Annotated in this window: 18 protein-coding genes; 13 read left to right on the top strand and 5 right to left on the bottom strand. The window is 31.1% G+C overall.

Annotated features, from left to right (window positions below; genetic code table 11):
• The first annotated feature begins 418 nt into the window (after positions 1-418).
• Genes ACXJH6_RS04710 through ACXJH6_RS04695 form a run of 4 tightly spaced genes read left to right on the top strand, consistent with a single transcriptional unit; the run spans position 419 to position 2,783 of the window.
• Complete coding sequence (locus ACXJH6_RS04710) at positions 419-1,285, top strand: menaquinone biosynthesis family protein (RefSeq protein WP_456470610.1); 867 nt, start codon at positions 419-421, stop codon at positions 1,283-1,285.
• A gap of 4 nt (positions 1,286-1,289) precedes the next feature.
• The gene (locus ACXJH6_RS04705; RefSeq protein ID WP_456470609.1) at positions 1,290-1,769 is read left to right on the top strand and encodes a type II toxin-antitoxin system PemK/MazF family toxin; all 480 of its coding nucleotides are present in this window, start codon (positions 1,290-1,292) and stop codon (positions 1,767-1,769) included.
• A complete protein-coding gene (gene fliQ, locus ACXJH6_RS04700) occupies positions 1,759-2,025 on the top strand; it encodes a flagellar biosynthesis protein FliQ (RefSeq protein ID WP_456470608.1) in 267 nt (88 codons plus the stop codon). Before ACXJH6_RS04705 ends, fliQ begins: the two co-directional genes overlap by 11 nt.
• Positions 2,022-2,783 (top strand): UDP-N-acetylmuramate dehydrogenase, encoded by a 762-nt coding sequence (locus tag ACXJH6_RS04695; RefSeq protein ID WP_456470607.1) that lies wholly within the window; start codon positions 2,022-2,024, stop codon positions 2,781-2,783. The genes fliQ and ACXJH6_RS04695 overlap by 4 nt, the downstream gene beginning before the upstream one ends.
• Before the next feature lie 13 nt (positions 2,784-2,796).
• On the opposite strand, the gene ACXJH6_RS04690 is transcribed toward ACXJH6_RS04695, so the two are convergent.
• The 3 genes from ACXJH6_RS04690 to nusA are packed head-to-tail and all read right to left on the bottom strand — an operon-like array spanning position 2,797 to position 5,397.
• Positions 2,797-3,360, bottom strand: coding sequence for a hypothetical protein (locus ACXJH6_RS04690; RefSeq protein ID WP_456470606.1), 564 nt, complete (start codon positions 3,358-3,360; stop codon positions 2,797-2,799).
• On the bottom strand, positions 3,357-4,313 hold the full coding sequence (locus ACXJH6_RS04685; RefSeq protein ID WP_456470605.1) for a DUF475 domain-containing protein: 957 nt from the start codon (positions 4,311-4,313) through the stop codon (positions 3,357-3,359). The genes ACXJH6_RS04690 and ACXJH6_RS04685 overlap by 4 nt, the downstream gene beginning before the upstream one ends.
• Before the next feature lie 10 nt (positions 4,314-4,323).
• Complete coding sequence (nusA, locus tag ACXJH6_RS04680) at positions 4,324-5,397, bottom strand: transcription termination factor NusA (protein ID WP_456470604.1); 1,074 nt, start codon at positions 5,395-5,397, stop codon at positions 4,324-4,326.
• A 92-nt stretch (positions 5,398-5,489) separates the two neighbouring features.
• On the opposite strand from nusA, the gene ACXJH6_RS04675 reads away from it, so the two are divergent.
• From ACXJH6_RS04675 to ACXJH6_RS04645, 7 genes are all read left to right on the top strand, one after another.
• Positions 5,490-5,720 (top strand): HP0268 family nuclease, encoded by a 231-nt coding sequence (locus ACXJH6_RS04675; RefSeq protein WP_456470603.1) that lies wholly within the window; start codon positions 5,490-5,492, stop codon positions 5,718-5,720.
• A 9-nt stretch (positions 5,721-5,729) separates the two neighbouring features.
• Positions 5,730-7,010 (top strand): tRNA (N6-isopentenyl adenosine(37)-C2)-methylthiotransferase MiaB, encoded by a 1,281-nt coding sequence (gene miaB, locus ACXJH6_RS04670; protein WP_456470602.1) that lies wholly within the window; start codon positions 5,730-5,732, stop codon positions 7,008-7,010.
• Positions 7,011-7,114: 104 nt separating this feature from the next.
• Positions 7,115-7,462: a hypothetical protein gene (locus ACXJH6_RS04665; protein ID WP_456470601.1), complete on the top strand. Its 348-nt coding sequence runs from the start codon at positions 7,115-7,117 to the stop codon at positions 7,460-7,462.
• Complete coding sequence (locus tag ACXJH6_RS04660; RefSeq protein ID WP_456470600.1) at positions 7,434-8,240, top strand: tyrosine-type recombinase/integrase; 807 nt, start codon at positions 7,434-7,436, stop codon at positions 8,238-8,240. The genes ACXJH6_RS04665 and ACXJH6_RS04660 overlap by 29 nt, the downstream gene beginning before the upstream one ends.
• Positions 8,231-9,109, top strand: coding sequence for a DUF8569 domain-containing protein (locus ACXJH6_RS04655; RefSeq protein ID WP_456470599.1), 879 nt, complete (start codon positions 8,231-8,233; stop codon positions 9,107-9,109). Before ACXJH6_RS04660 ends, ACXJH6_RS04655 begins: the two co-directional genes overlap by 10 nt.
• Complete coding sequence (locus tag ACXJH6_RS04650) at positions 9,096-9,623, top strand: hypothetical protein (RefSeq protein ID WP_456470598.1); 528 nt, start codon at positions 9,096-9,098, stop codon at positions 9,621-9,623. Before ACXJH6_RS04655 ends, ACXJH6_RS04650 begins: the two co-directional genes overlap by 14 nt.
• A complete protein-coding gene (locus tag ACXJH6_RS04645) occupies positions 9,604-10,197 on the top strand; it encodes a hypothetical protein (RefSeq protein ID WP_456470597.1) in 594 nt (197 codons plus the stop codon). The genes ACXJH6_RS04650 and ACXJH6_RS04645 overlap by 20 nt, the downstream gene beginning before the upstream one ends.
• Here the strand turns inward: ACXJH6_RS04645 and ACXJH6_RS04640 are convergent.
• Positions 10,146-11,255 (bottom strand): BaiN/RdsA family NAD(P)/FAD-dependent oxidoreductase, encoded by a 1,110-nt coding sequence (locus tag ACXJH6_RS04640; RefSeq protein ID WP_456470596.1) that lies wholly within the window; start codon positions 11,253-11,255, stop codon positions 10,146-10,148. The genes ACXJH6_RS04645 and ACXJH6_RS04640 overlap by 52 nt on opposite strands.
• A gap of 42 nt (positions 11,256-11,297) precedes the next feature.
• On the opposite strand from ACXJH6_RS04640, the gene ACXJH6_RS04635 reads away from it, so the two are divergent.
• Together ACXJH6_RS04635 and ACXJH6_RS04630 are read left to right on the top strand one after the other, a co-directional pair.
• Complete coding sequence (locus tag ACXJH6_RS04635; RefSeq protein WP_456470595.1) at positions 11,298-11,672, top strand: acyl-CoA thioesterase; 375 nt, start codon at positions 11,298-11,300, stop codon at positions 11,670-11,672.
• Positions 11,650-11,979 (top strand): YraN family protein, encoded by a 330-nt coding sequence (locus ACXJH6_RS04630; RefSeq protein ID WP_456470594.1) that lies wholly within the window; start codon positions 11,650-11,652, stop codon positions 11,977-11,979. Before ACXJH6_RS04635 ends, ACXJH6_RS04630 begins: the two co-directional genes overlap by 23 nt.
• A 72-nt stretch (positions 11,980-12,051) precedes the next feature.
• Here ACXJH6_RS04630 and ACXJH6_RS04625 read toward each other — a convergent pair whose 3' ends face one another.
• Positions 12,052-13,581: an EAL domain-containing protein gene (locus tag ACXJH6_RS04625; RefSeq protein ID WP_456470593.1), complete on the bottom strand. Its 1,530-nt coding sequence runs from the start codon at positions 13,579-13,581 to the stop codon at positions 12,052-12,054.
• Positions 13,582-13,716: the final 135 nt, after the last annotated feature.

The following is a 13,716-nucleotide window of genomic DNA, read 5'->3' as shown; positions in this document are numbered from 1 at the left end:
AGGTTAAGTGCACTTTTTTTAACGCTTTTTCTCCGTTAAAATTTGCAATTGTTTCACTTTATTTAGTCAGTACCCTTTTCTTTTTCCCCTAAAATAAATGTTTGATTTATTTTGGGGATTGGTATAACCTTCTCATATTCATTACAAGCAATCTCTGTTCCATTTGTAAGAATGTTTTAGAGAATTGGTATTAAATTCTCATTTGTGGATTGTAATTTGAAATTTAAAATAGTTTGTGTCATAATTCCAACTCCTGATTTTTAAAAGTCACACCTCTTAGGTGAAAGTTTTTGGTATGACTTTTTCTTTTTAAATACCTAATTATAGGATATTTTTACTTTTTTTCTAATTTGGTATGGAATTATTGGGGAAAAATAAAAAGAAGGTGCATAATGCAGGCAATTCTAGAGGAAATTAGATGAAAAGATATACCATCGCCCATTCTCCCGACGCCGATGATGTTTTTATGTATTACGCTTTAAAATTCGGCTGGGTAGGAAATAAAAAATATAAATTTCAAAATATAGCGGAAGATATTGAAACACTTAATAAAAAAACGCTTAAAAACATTTATGACGTAAGCGCCATAAGCTTTGGGGCTTATCCGTTTTTGAAAGACGAATACGCCCTGCTTAAAACGGCAGTCAGTTTCGGTTACGGATACGGACCGAAACTCGTAAAATTAAAAGGAAAAAAATTAAAAAAAAATTTTAAAGTGGCCCTAAGCGGAGAATATACGACAAATGCCCTTATTTTTAAGATATATTATCCCAACGCAAGAATTGTTTACAAAAATTTTCTCGAAATAGAAGAAGCCGTATTAAAAGGGGAAGTCGACGCTGGAGTTTTAATTCATGAAAGCATACTGACATATGATGACAGATTGGAAGTGGAAAAAGAGCTTTGGGATATATGGGTTGAACTTGCCGGAGAAAGACCTCTGCCTCTTGGAGGCATGGCGATAAGACGTTCCATTCCTCTGATTGACGCCATAAACATTGAAGAAATGCTTACAAAAGCCGTATACGTGGCAAACAGACACAAAAAGTTACTATCAAAAATGCTTATTGAAAGAAATCTTGTCAGGGTAGATGACAAAATCCTCGATAAATACCTAAATCTCTACGCAAACGACAAATCAATAGAAATGGACGAAGAGCAGATAGAAGCAATAAACAAACTTTACGAAATAGGTTTTAAAGCAAAACTTCTTCCATGTGTAAAAGACATAAGGGATTATATGATTCCAAAAGAGTATAAAAACCTACGATTTAATGAAAAGTAAAAAAATGAAAAATGAAAATTTTAAAGAATGGCTAAAAACAAATGAACTTAGTTTAAAGTGTAAACCAAGAACCCAAAGGGCAAGTTACATAGAATTTTTTGAAGGAGAGTTTAAAGGTGACAAAGTCCCGGAATTTAAAAGAGGCGAAATTTATTTTGCAAAGCTGACCGACAGTGCTAAAATCAGACCTTTTTTAATATATCAAAACGATTACCTCAACAGGGCATGTTTTGAAGGCTTATATCATACAGTCGTTGTCTTGCCCCTTAGCGGACAGATTCTTGGGGGAGATTATCGTATTTTTATTCCTAAAAGAGATAATATGACCCGGGATAGTGAAATAGTAACAACGGCAATTGGTATAATTTCAACAGGAAAAATTATTTTTTCAAAAGGAATAGTTACAAAATTAACAAAAGAGGAATTAAATAGAGTTGATAAAGCGGTAAAAAAAGTATTGGGAATGGAGGAAAATGCAATCTGAAATTATAGCTCTGGCCGTAGCCACGTTAAAACTGGCCCTGCTTCTTTCTCTTCCGGCACTGCTTGTGGGAATGATAGTGGGGCTTATGATTTCAATATTTCAGGCCACAACCCAGATAAACGAAATGACGCTTAGCTTCGTCCCAAAAGTACTTGCCATTGCAGTGGTTTTAATATTTACAATGCCGTGGATGATGAACGAAATAATAGACTTTACCAAATACGTCTTCGGGCTTATACCTACGTTTTTAAGATGATTATAGATTTTTCAAAATTTTCAAGTATAAAAATAGGTCCGAAAACAGAAGTGGCGATAATAGACGAATATTGTTATAACAATGAGTTCCTAATAGGTAAAGCCACAAACACGCTAATCTCCCCCTCTCCCCCACCTATAGGAATTTTAAGCGACCGATATAAATTTATTAAAATAGATAAGGGATATTTAAAAGTCGGGGCAAAAACCCAAAACAGGGTCTTATACTCCTTTTGCAAAAAAAACAACTTACATGGATTTGAATTTTTAAATAAACTTCCCGGTACACTCGGAGGCAGTATTAAAATGAACGCCGGCGTTAAAGAGTATGAAATATCCAAAAACCTGGTCGCAATAAAAACCCTAAACGGATGGATTGAAAAAAAAGATATAAATTTTTCTTATAGAAGTTCAAATATCCAAACTCCCGTATTTGAAGCTATTTTTGAAATAAAAGAAGGTTTTGATTTTATATTGGACGAGAAATTAAAAAAACTGCGCTCAAACCAGCCAAAAGAACCGAGTCTTGGAAGCGTGTTTAAAAACCCCAAAGGCAATTACGCCGGAAGATTAATTGAAGCCGCAGGCATGAAAGGGATGGCTAAGGGCGGTGTGAAAGTAAGTGAAATTCACGCAAATTTTTTTGTAAACATAGGAAACGGTACATTTGAGGATATGCTATTTTTAATAAATGAAGCAAAAAAAAGGGTTTTTGAAAATTTCGGTATAAAATTAAGCCTCGAGATTAAAATTATTTAATATAATTCAAATATTAAAAATGAATATCTTCCTGAATATTTTTATCCCCCCACTTTTTAATACAGAGTTCCCTTAAAACGGGATGAGTCTTTTTCTTTATGTTTTTACAATTTATTCTGTATCTTATTACTCTTTCGTCTTTGTCTAAAGTAATTCTTAATACAACTCTAGGAGATGAATAAGTAGTGTCTTTTAAATCAAAAGTCCCGTCTCTATTCTTAAATTTTGGGGTATTTCTTGTAGTATAATGCCACCTTAATCCTTTAACTAATTCTCTTCCGTAAACACTTATATAATTAGGGTTGGAGTAATCACTTGTTTTTGTATCCAAATTATCAATTTGCAATACATCTCCTAATTTAAAACTCTTATTATTTTCCAAATCCATATAATTTTGAGCTAATTCAACCGCATTTGAAACACCTGTGGTTAAAGTATAGGACATACTTTCAATAACTGAATGAGCCCTTATTTTAGAAAATTCAGAAATAACAACACCAACAGCAACTAATATTTCTATTATTAAAATTGCAAAAATAATTTCTACTAAAGTAAATCCTTTTTTCATTTTTATCACTTCTTCTCCAATTTCGAATGTAAAAACGCTAATGCTAAAAGTAAAAGCCCAAGTGTCCCTGTTATAACTTCGCTTATATGGAAAAATATTTTTAAAAGCATAATAACCGCCAAAACCCCTATAGCGTAATGGGCTCCGTGTTCAAGATACTTATATTCGTCCAATACGCCATTTTCAACCATCCATATCGTAAGGCTTCTGACAAACATAGCCCCTATTCCAAGCCCTATCATAATTAAAATAATATTAGGGGTAATGGCAAAGGCACCTATTACTCCATCAAAACTAAAACTCGCATCAAGGACTTCAAGATAAATAAGCCCCATCAGACCACTTTTGACCCCTTCCGAACTCAAAGCTTCGTTCACTCCTTTTAAAAGGGCGTAGCTTAAAAGCCCTAAAAAATAGGCAATCGCTATCTTATAGTCTTTAGCGTCATAAACAACGATTATTCCTATAACAACAGCCACAATAAAAGAGATATTATTTACTTTTCCAAACTTTTCAGCCGTCTTTTCAATAGGTTTTATCCAACGAATTTCTTTTTCCTCAAATAAAAAATCGCTAAAAACCATCCACAAAAAAGCTCCCCCAAAAGCATATATAAGCTTTTCGGTGGATAAAAGCACTTCATGGTACTTCTGCGGGTCAAAAAGAGCTATATTTATAGTTTCGTAAATTCCCATATTGGCAGCCACGGCCACTATTAAAATAGGAAAAACAAACCTCATTCCAAAAACCGCTATCAAAATCCCCCATGTTAAAAATCTTTTCTGCCAGATTTTATCCATCGTTTTTAAAATTTTAGCGTTAACAACCGCATTGTCAAAAGAAAGAGAAATTTCCAGAATAGCTAAAACAGCCGTTAAATAAACAGCGCTGAGGCCTCCTATAAAAAAAGCTAAAACAAGTCCTATAACGGCTATTAAAAAAGAAAAATAAAAATATTTCACTTAAACACCTTTAAATTTTAAAAAGATTTTCAAGTTTGCTTGTATCTTTTGTTTTTTCTTTAGGTTCTTGAAGTTCTATTTTATATTTTGTAAGCATACTAGCAAGAGTAATATTAACCCCGTTTTTACCAATAGCCTTAGCTTTTTCGTTAGGGTCCACCTCAACATACGCAACACCGTTTTTTTCGTCTATTCTTACGTTTTTTACTATAGCGGGAGAAAGAGCCCTTGCAACAAATATTTCAGGTTTTTCCGAATACTCTATTACGTCTATATTCTCTCCGTTAAGTTCGTTTGAAATAGCGTTTATCCTAACCCCGTTTTTACCTATAATGGTTCCTATCGGGTCTATTCTCGGATTTAAAGAACTTACGGCAACTTTACTTCTAACTCCCGGAATTCTCGCACTTCCGTGTATTTTTATAATACCGTCCCTAACCTCCGGAACAGCCGCTTCTATAAGCTTTTCTAAAAACTTAGGAGAGGTTCTGCTAAGCTCAATAGTTATTCCTTTTTTATTATCGAAATGAACATATTTTAAAAGGGCTTTTAATACATCGCCCACTTCAAATTTTTCACCTTTTATTCTGTTTCTTCTAGGAAGAACCCCTCTTACCCCTTCAAGCTCCACCCACGTATTTTCATCAGAATCAACTTTAATTACCTCTCCGCTTACAATAGTGTTTAGTTTAGAAATTAGTTTTCTGTAAATTTCATTTTCCAAAAGTCTCGTAATTTCCCTCTCAAACTCTCTTTGAAGGGCCATAGCCCCGCTTCTTCCAAGCTTGCTTAAATCAAGCTCGGCTCTTAACCTGTCTCCTATCTGAGCGTTAGGATCAAACTCCCTAGCTTCGTCAAGATATAGGTACTTTTCAGGTTCGTTTAAAGCCCTGTCGTCATTTACGACGGTAAAATTTTGATAAATTTTAAGCTCTCCGTCTTCTAGTTCCACATCAACGTCTATATCTCCTAAAACCTTTTTGGCCGTTTTGATTATAGAACGCTTAAAAGCTTCTTTAACCTCATCAAAATCAAGCCCTTTTTCGTTTGCAACCAGCGATAATAAATCAAGTACCTTATCCACGACAATCCTTTCTTGTTTTAATTTGTCTATAATATTAACTTTGTTATAATTTTACACAATTTTTTGATAAAATAATAATAAAAAGGAAATGCATGAAATTAAAACTTATCGGCGCCGATAACTCCATTATAGAAAAAGATTATGAAGAGTTCGTAAAAGAGATAAAACCGAACAGTTTTTTCTATTTTCATAAAGACACAAGTTACAAAGACCTAAAAGATTTAATAGATAAACTGGAAGAAGAAGGGTACTCCGTTTATTTCAGGGAAGTCAAATTCGGACTGGACGAGAGTGCCTATATGTACGAACTTCACATTATTTAAAAGAATAACATGAAAAAACTCTACATTGAAACGTTCGGCTGTCAAATGAACGTTAAAGACTCGGAACATATTATAGGCGAACTCTCCGAGTCTTACACTACCACGGAAAATCCAAAAGAAGCCGATTTAATTATCCTAAATACATGCTCTGTTAGAGAAAAACCGGTTCAAAAATTATTTTCCGAACTCGGAGCTTTAAGAAAAATAAATCCTAAAGCAAAATTCGGTGTTTGCGGATGTACTGCTTCACATATGGGAGAAGAAATTATTAAAAAAGCCCCTTATGTAAGTTTTGTTTTGGGCGCTAGAAATACAAGCAGAATAAAAGAGGCGATAAAAAAAGAAAAAGCGGTTATTACCGATATAGATTATGATGAAACCACTTATGTTTTTAAAAATGTCCATAAAAACCCATATAAAGATTTTGTAAACATAATGGTCGGATGCGACAAAAAATGCACGTTTTGCATAGTGCCGAAAACAAGAGGAAAAGAGATATCCATTCCTTTAGACTTAATTTTAAAACAGATAGAAAACCTTGCCAAAGAAGGAGTAAAAGAAATTACCCTTTTAGGGCAAAATGTAAACAATTACGGAAAAAGATTTAGCGTACCTCATCCTAAAGTTGATTTTACCGACCTTTTAAGAGAAGTCAGCAAAATAGAAGGCATTGAAAGAATCAGATTCACATCCCCCCATCCTCTCCACGCCGACGATAAGTTTTTAGAAGAATTCGCCACAAATCCTAAAATATGCAAACATATCCATTTTCCTCTGCAAAGCGGAAGTACAAAAATATTAAAAGCTATGAAAAGAGGATATTCAAAAGAGTGGTTTTTAAACCGATGCGAAATATTAAGACAAATACCCGATATAGCTATCTCAACCGATATAATAGTAGGATTTCCGGGAGAAAGTGAAGAGGATTTTAATGAAACCTTACAGGTAGTTGAAAAAGTAAAATTTGAGCAGATTTTCAGTTTCGTATACTCCCCACGGCCTCTGACAGAAGCGGCGACTTTTGAAAATCAAGTCCCTAAAAAGATTGCCAAAAAAAGATTATGGCGTCTTCAGGATTTACACACAAAAATACTTGAAGAAACGGCAAAAAAACAGGTAGGAAAAGTTTATAAAGTACTGGTAGAAGAAATAGGCATGGGAAAAAGCGATAATTTTTTTACGGTAAAACTTGACAAAGACCCTAACTTACTTGGTAAAATAGTCGATGTAAAAATAACAAAAGCCAATAAACATACATTGGAAGGAGAATTGGTAAAGGATTTTAAATAAAAAAACTGATATCTTTTATATTTTTTATTTTTATCGGTATTGGGGTTTATTTTTATTTAAACCCCTCTTACAAACTCTCCCTTGAAGCAAAATATTATTATGAAATGGGAGATTTTGAAAAAGCTTATAAACTGGCTCATGAAGCTTATTTGCTCGACCCTTACAACAGAATGGCTTTTACTGTTAAAATACAAAGCGAAATAGCAAAAGAATGGGCTAGATATATTCAGGAAAGTGAAGAATATTTTGCTAGAATAGAACAGATAGCCAATAAAGAAAACATAACACCAAAAGACAAAGCAAAAATAAAAATGATGCTTGAAATTTTGATAGACGAATACAAAACATTAAAACCCTCACTTTTAATACCCGAGTGGTTAAAAATAGAAGCAAAAAAAAGATACGAAAAGGCAAAGAGGTTATATGAAGCTATTACAACAGGAAGCGACTAAGTTTTTAAAATATATAAAACAGACTCATTCTCCCCAGACATACAGAACCTATGAAAGCGTAATAAAAGAAGCTTTAAACCATATAGAAACAGAAGGCAATATTATAGACATAACCCCTTACAGAATAAAAATAGCCTCGTTAAGTAAAAAAACAATAGCCAAAAAAGTTTCAGCTCTTAGAAGTTTTTTTGATTTTTTAAAAACGGAAGGATATAAATATAAAATAGTAGGAGACGAACATATAAAAGTACCAAAAACCCTGCCTAAACCCATAAGTTTAGAACACATAAAACAGGCCCTTAAAAGTGCGGATATGGAAGAATATCTGGCTATTATGATTATTTTTTCTTTAGGTCTTAGAATAAGCGAAGCGGCAAATATAAAATTAAAAGACATTAAAAATGACTGGATTGAAATAACAGGAAAAGGAAATAAAACAAGAATTCTGCCAATACACCCTAAACTTAAAGAATTTATAAATAAATATCTCGAACTTAATCCTAAAAAAGAATACCTTTTTGAAAAAGACGGAAGAAAGCTTAATGAAAACAACTTAAGATATATTATTCAAAAAGCATTCAAAAAAATAGGCATTCATGTAACGCCTCATCAACTAAGACACTCCTTTGCCACTTATATGCTGGATAAAGGAGCCAGAATAAACGATGTAAGCGAACTTTTAGGCCATTCCTTTATATCTACTACACAGATATACACTAAACTTTCGAATTCATTAAAACTTAAAAATTACCTAAAAGCTCATCCGCTATGTGGTTAGAAAAATTTATAAAAAGAAACTTTATATCCTTCTATAAAGAAGAAAACTATAACCTGCTGTTAGAGACTGTAAAAAACAAAAATGTTATAAACTCTCAAAAAAAAGAATTTGAGAACAAAAAAGAACTTGAAAAATTTGTAATAGAAAAAATAAACGAAAATCCTCAAACCTATACATCAACTGTATTATTAACCCTGAATCAGGGAGTAATAAACAGTTGTCAAAAAAAAGATTATCTAAAAAGAGATATAGACTATAACAACATTCAGTTTATATGCATCAACAACCAATATTCGTTTTATACTTCTATTTATGATTTAAATAAAACAAAAAAAGAATATAAATTCGAACTTGACTTTATCTACTCCATATTCGCCCCTATAGACTTTTTAGCAAAGGAGAGAAAAAACAGGTTTTACGTACTGGTATTAAAAGAATATTTAGCAATTTTAGGATACGAAGATTTTATTCCCATTTTCAGCGATATAATAACTATAAACGAAAAAGAAGAAGAGGAAGAAGAGGAACATATCGAAGATATAGAAGAAATAGATATTCTAGACGATTTAACAGAAAATATCGAAGATATAGAAGATTTAGACGATATCGAAGAGTTGGAAGAAGAAAACACAACACAGAGCAGTTCCACCAATATAGAAGTTTCACTTCTAAATTTTGTTCAGACTTCTTTAAAAGAATATTATGAAAATTACAGCGAAGATTTTATAGAAAAAATTATTATTTTAGATACGGCTGAAATTTCTCCGTCCATAACCAGACTTTTAGAAGATGAAATTTTAATACCCGCGGAATATAAGAAAATAGACTTATTAGAAACTATCAATAGGATGAGCGTTGAGAGTTTATAGTTTTGTAAAACCAAAAAAGAAACCTCTTTTAAAAGAAGACACCAAATTGTGGCTTATATTTATTACAATTTCCTTCATTCTTTATATATCGTTTGGACTTTTTTTAGAAATAAAAAGCTACCTGTTTAAAAAAGAAACAAAAGAACTTTACAATCAAACATTAACCTTAAAACATAAAATAATAGAACTTAATAAACAAAAAGAGTTTATCTATACTCAAAAAGCACTTTACGAAGATATTATGATAAAAAACCAGCTTGTAAAACAACAAATTCAAAATTTACTTGATTTAATTCCCGACCCTATTACACTTGAAAAATTCTATATAGACCATAATAAGCTTATTATTTATGGAATAACACCTACTAAAGACGTATATAACCTTTTAATGCTGCCTCCTTTAGAATCGATTTTTGAACAGACAATTACCTATTTTTACGAACTTCCAAACGGATGGTATAAGTTTAAATCAGAAAACTTTATAAAGAGTGAAGATGAAAATCAAACTGAATAAGCCTAATATTAAAATACCTAAAATAACTATTTACGGTATAGACGTAATCAAAAACCTCGGATTTTTTGCTTTATATATAATAATAACCCTTTTGGCTATCACTCTTATTATCGCTCCTTCAATAAAAAAATTTAAACAGACCCAAAAAAAGTATTTTGAAGCGAAATACGAATTCAATATGGTTAACAATCAATATAATAAAACTTTAAACGAACTAAAAATGCTTAAAAAAGAAAACGCTAAAATATTAAACGCTTTTAGAAGAGATTTTAACATAAACAACTTTAAAAATTTCGCTTCCCAGTTTATGGAAATAACCTCTATAGAAAAAAACGGCACAAAACCTTTTAAAAAAGATTTTCTTACAACGATTTATTTTGTAAAATCCAAAATAAATTCCCCAAAGGATTTTTATGATTTTATAGACGCGTTAAAAAATTATAAATATATCGTTAAGGTCTATTTTCCTATAAATTTTCAAAAAGAAGGAAAAAAAATTCTCTTAACTCTAAAACTTGAACATTACCGTCTCAAAAATTCAAAAGCACTAAAAGCCGAAGAAAAAGCCCACTGAAAATTATACCCTCCAAGTTCTCCCGTAACATTTAAAACTTCTCCCAAAAAAAATACATTACCAACATTTTTGCTTCTCATAAAAAAATCCACTTCATCCGTATTTATGCCTCCCTTGCTGACTTCCGCCCTTTCAAATCCAAAAGTTCCGGCAGGAGCAAATTCGTAGGAGTTTATGTTTTTTAATCTATTTCTTTCCTGATTAGATAAAAATTTAACTTTTTTATCTTCTATCTGCTGAGCTTTTAAAAACTCTTTAACAAATCTTTTAGGAAGCGGAAGCTGGGTCGATATCTGTTTATCCGGATTTTTGAGGTAAAAAAAGACGTTTTTTCCGGCAAGAAAATCTATCTTTATTTTTCCCCTCTCCCACCATAAAGAAGTATTTAAAATAGCCGGACCTGTAATACCTTTATGTGAAAAAAGAATATTTTGAGAATATTTTTTTAATCCTACATATACATCAGCTTTAAAAGATATTCCGCTTAAATTTTTAAACCAATATTCACTCGGTTGTACTGTAAGCCCTACTAAAGCCGGTTTAAATTCTTCAAAAGAATGTCCTAGTTTCTCTCCCAACCTAAGCCCGATGTCGCTAGCACCTAGCTTTTTAAAACTAGCTCCGCCTGTGGCTATTACTATATTTTTAGCTTCAAAAACGCCTTTAGTGGTAATTATTTTATTACCTTGAATATCTTTAACCTCCGTATTAAAACTTATATGCTTTACTTTTTGCCTAAAAAAACCAAGAAGTTCTTCGGAAGAATTAAAAAAATACTGGTTTGGTTTTAATTCTTTTACTTTTAAATGATTTTCATCCAAAAACCTAAGTAAATCCTTATTATCAAACCGGTTAAATATTTTTTTTATAAAATTTTTATCTCCTCTGTAATTATCAGGGGATAAATTTTTATTAGTAATATTACATTTACCTCCGCCGCTTATTTTTATTTTTCTGCCTATTTCCGAAGTTTTCTCCAAAATAATATAATCTTTTTTCAAAAGAGTAGCCAAAAAAAGCCCGCTAGCACCTCCTCCTATAATAACTGTTTTTTTCAAAAACAATCCTTTTTAGATAGAATTATAATAAAAAGGAGAAAAATGCAAAAAAGAATTTATTACAATCATACGGATGCAGGAGGAGTGGTTTATCATTCAAACTATATAACTTTTTGCGAACAGGCAAGAAGCGAATATTTTTTTAAACACAGAATTTTTTTCGAAAACGAAGGATATGTGGTAAAAGAACTTAAGGCCAAATATATAAAACCTGCAAAACTAGGTGATATAATAACAATTCATACCTATATAAAAGAAGTAAAAAAAGCTTCACTAACGCTGCTTCAAACAATAACAAAAGAAAACATTGACATATTCGAAATGGAAATAACGGTCGTATTTATAAAAAACGGAAAAATATCCAAAATTCCTGAAAATCACTTAAAGATTATCAATGAACTCAAAAACAAAAGGTAATATGGGGGAAGACACAGCGGTAGAATTTTTACAAAATAAAAACTATACGATAGTAACCAGAAATTTTTATTGTAAAGGCGGGGAAATAGATATTATAGCTTATAAAAACGGGGTATTTCACTTTATAGAAGTAAAAAGCGGTATAAATTTCGAACCCGTTTACAACATTACTCCTCAGAAAATAAAAAGAATTATCAAATGTGCTTATTTTTATATGAAAAAAAATAAAATCAATGAAGCTTTTTGCATAGATGCGATAATAATTAAAAATGAAAAAATTGATTTTTTAGAAAATTTAACTTTATAAAAATAAAAAGGAGAAAGGATGAAAAAGGGGGTAGTGAAATTATAAGAGAGAAAGATTAACCTAACATTAATTTTACTTATTTTTTACAAAAAATTTACATTTTTCTTCCGGTTGAGGTTCTCCTAAATAAAATCCCTGAAAATAATCTATACCAATCTCTTTTGTTATTTCAAAAACCTCTTTGCTATGAACAAATTCGGCCACCGTTTTCATATCGCTTTTTTTTGCAAAATCCACAATAGTTTCAACTATAAGTTTAGAATGCTCGTCTTTATCTATATTTTTTATCAAACTTCCGTCTATTTTTAAATAATCTGCATCAAGTTTTAAGACTCTAGCAAAATTTGAATAACCACTTCCAAAATCATCTATCGCAAATTCGATTTTATATTTTTTTAGCATTCTTACAAACTCATCAAGCATTTCATAATCGCTTATATCGCTTTCAAGTATTTCAAATGTCACTCTTTTAGCAATGTCATATTCAACAAAATGTTTAAATATGTACTCTTTTATCTGTTTATTTACAACATCTTCAATAGAAAGGTTAATACTAAGACTCACATGAGGATATTTTTTTAAAATTCTCAATGAATGCGAGAGAATTTTTTGAGTTATAAAATGATACATTTTATTCTCTTTAAGAATACCTAAATAAGGATAAATACTTCTAATTTCTCCTTTTGGAAATTTTACCCTGCAAAGCACTTCATATTTAAAAACATTTAACTGCTTATCGAAAATAGGCTGAAAATAAGGAATAATCCAGTCTTTTTCTATCGCTTTTTTAATTTCATTAGACTTTTGAATGTTATCTTTTATAAAAAGATTAAGCTCTTCCTCAAACACTCCGACTTTTTCTTTTACGTCCTTTTTTATTGTTTTTACGGCTATATCGGCATTTTCAAGTAAAGGCTCCTCACATGCTATTCCGGCACTCATAGAAATTCTAAGTTCTGTATTATTCTGCATAAATATTTTGGATTCTATATACTTGATAAACTCTCTTGCTGTTTGTATCACCTTTTCTTTAGAACAGTTTTCCTGGTCGAATAAAACTCCGAAATCATCGGCGCCAAGCCTATAAACTTTTGCATTTGGCATCTGTTTTTCTATAAACTTAACAAGCTCATTGGCTATAAATTTTAATACATCGTCCCCTACTTTGGTACCGAAAAAATCGTTAATATTTTTAAATTTATCTATATTAAAAACTATAAGTCCGGGTTTTTTAATCTTTGTTAAATCATTATTGAATTTAATCCTGTTTGCAAGAAGGGTAAGCTGGTCGTATTCGGCAAGAAAAACGGCTTCTTTAATTTTCTCTTCAAGTTTATAAATAAGCACAATAAGACTGATAGTAACGCTCATTATGAAAAGTATCATAAGCAAAGAAAGAAGTTCAAAAAAACGTAAATCTATTTTTGTAGTTTTTAAAAAACTTTTTAAAGCAGCGTTAAGATAACGTTCCGTAGGATAATTAAGAATTGTTTCGAGATAAATTTTATATTTTGGGAAATATTTTAAAAATATTTTTAAATTTCTGTAAAAAGCAATATTATACTGATTTTTTTCATTTAAAAGTTTTTGTACTTCTTTCAAATTTATCTTTTTTCTCACTAGTCGTCATTTTTTAAAATATCCTTTCTAAATTAATGGATTTACAGGGTTTTGAAGTCATGACAGATACAAAAAAATCAAATACGGTTTTTATTTTTGTTGCATTATAGATAAGAT

The sequence above is a fragment of the Caminibacter sp. genome (assembly GCF_053999135.1).
The sequence above is the reverse complement of the archived record's forward strand: the minus strand, read 5'-3'. Positions and strand labels throughout refer to the sequence as shown.

Coding starts and splice junctions, on each gene's coding strand:
- ACXJH6_RS04710 (WP_456470610.1), top strand. CDS start 419: ATGAAAAGATATACCATCGCCCATTCTCCCGACGCCGATGATGTTTTT.
- ACXJH6_RS04705 (WP_456470609.1), top strand. CDS start 1,290: ATGAAAAATGAAAATTTTAAAGAATGGCTAAAAACAAATGAACTTAGT.
- fliQ (WP_456470608.1), top strand. CDS start 1,759: ATGCAATCTGAAATTATAGCTCTGGCCGTAGCCACGTTAAAACTGGCC.
- ACXJH6_RS04695 (WP_456470607.1), top strand. CDS start 2,022: ATGATTATAGATTTTTCAAAATTTTCAAGTATAAAAATAGGTCCGAAA.
- ACXJH6_RS04675 (WP_456470603.1), top strand. CDS start 5,490: ATGAAATTAAAACTTATCGGCGCCGATAACTCCATTATAGAAAAAGAT.
- miaB (WP_456470602.1), top strand. CDS start 5,730: ATGAAAAAACTCTACATTGAAACGTTCGGCTGTCAAATGAACGTTAAA.
- ACXJH6_RS04665 (WP_456470601.1), top strand. CDS start 7,115: ATGGGAGATTTTGAAAAAGCTTATAAACTGGCTCATGAAGCTTATTTG.
- ACXJH6_RS04660 (WP_456470600.1), top strand. CDS start 7,434: ATGAAGCTATTACAACAGGAAGCGACTAAGTTTTTAAAATATATAAAA.
- ACXJH6_RS04655 (WP_456470599.1), top strand. CDS start 8,231: ATGTGGTTAGAAAAATTTATAAAAAGAAACTTTATATCCTTCTATAAA.
- ACXJH6_RS04645 (WP_456470597.1), top strand. CDS start 9,604: ATGAAAATCAAACTGAATAAGCCTAATATTAAAATACCTAAAATAACT.
- ACXJH6_RS04635 (WP_456470595.1), top strand. CDS start 11,298: ATGCAAAAAAGAATTTATTACAATCATACGGATGCAGGAGGAGTGGTT.
- ACXJH6_RS04630 (WP_456470594.1), top strand. CDS start 11,650: ATGAACTCAAAAACAAAAGGTAATATGGGGGAAGACACAGCGGTAGAA.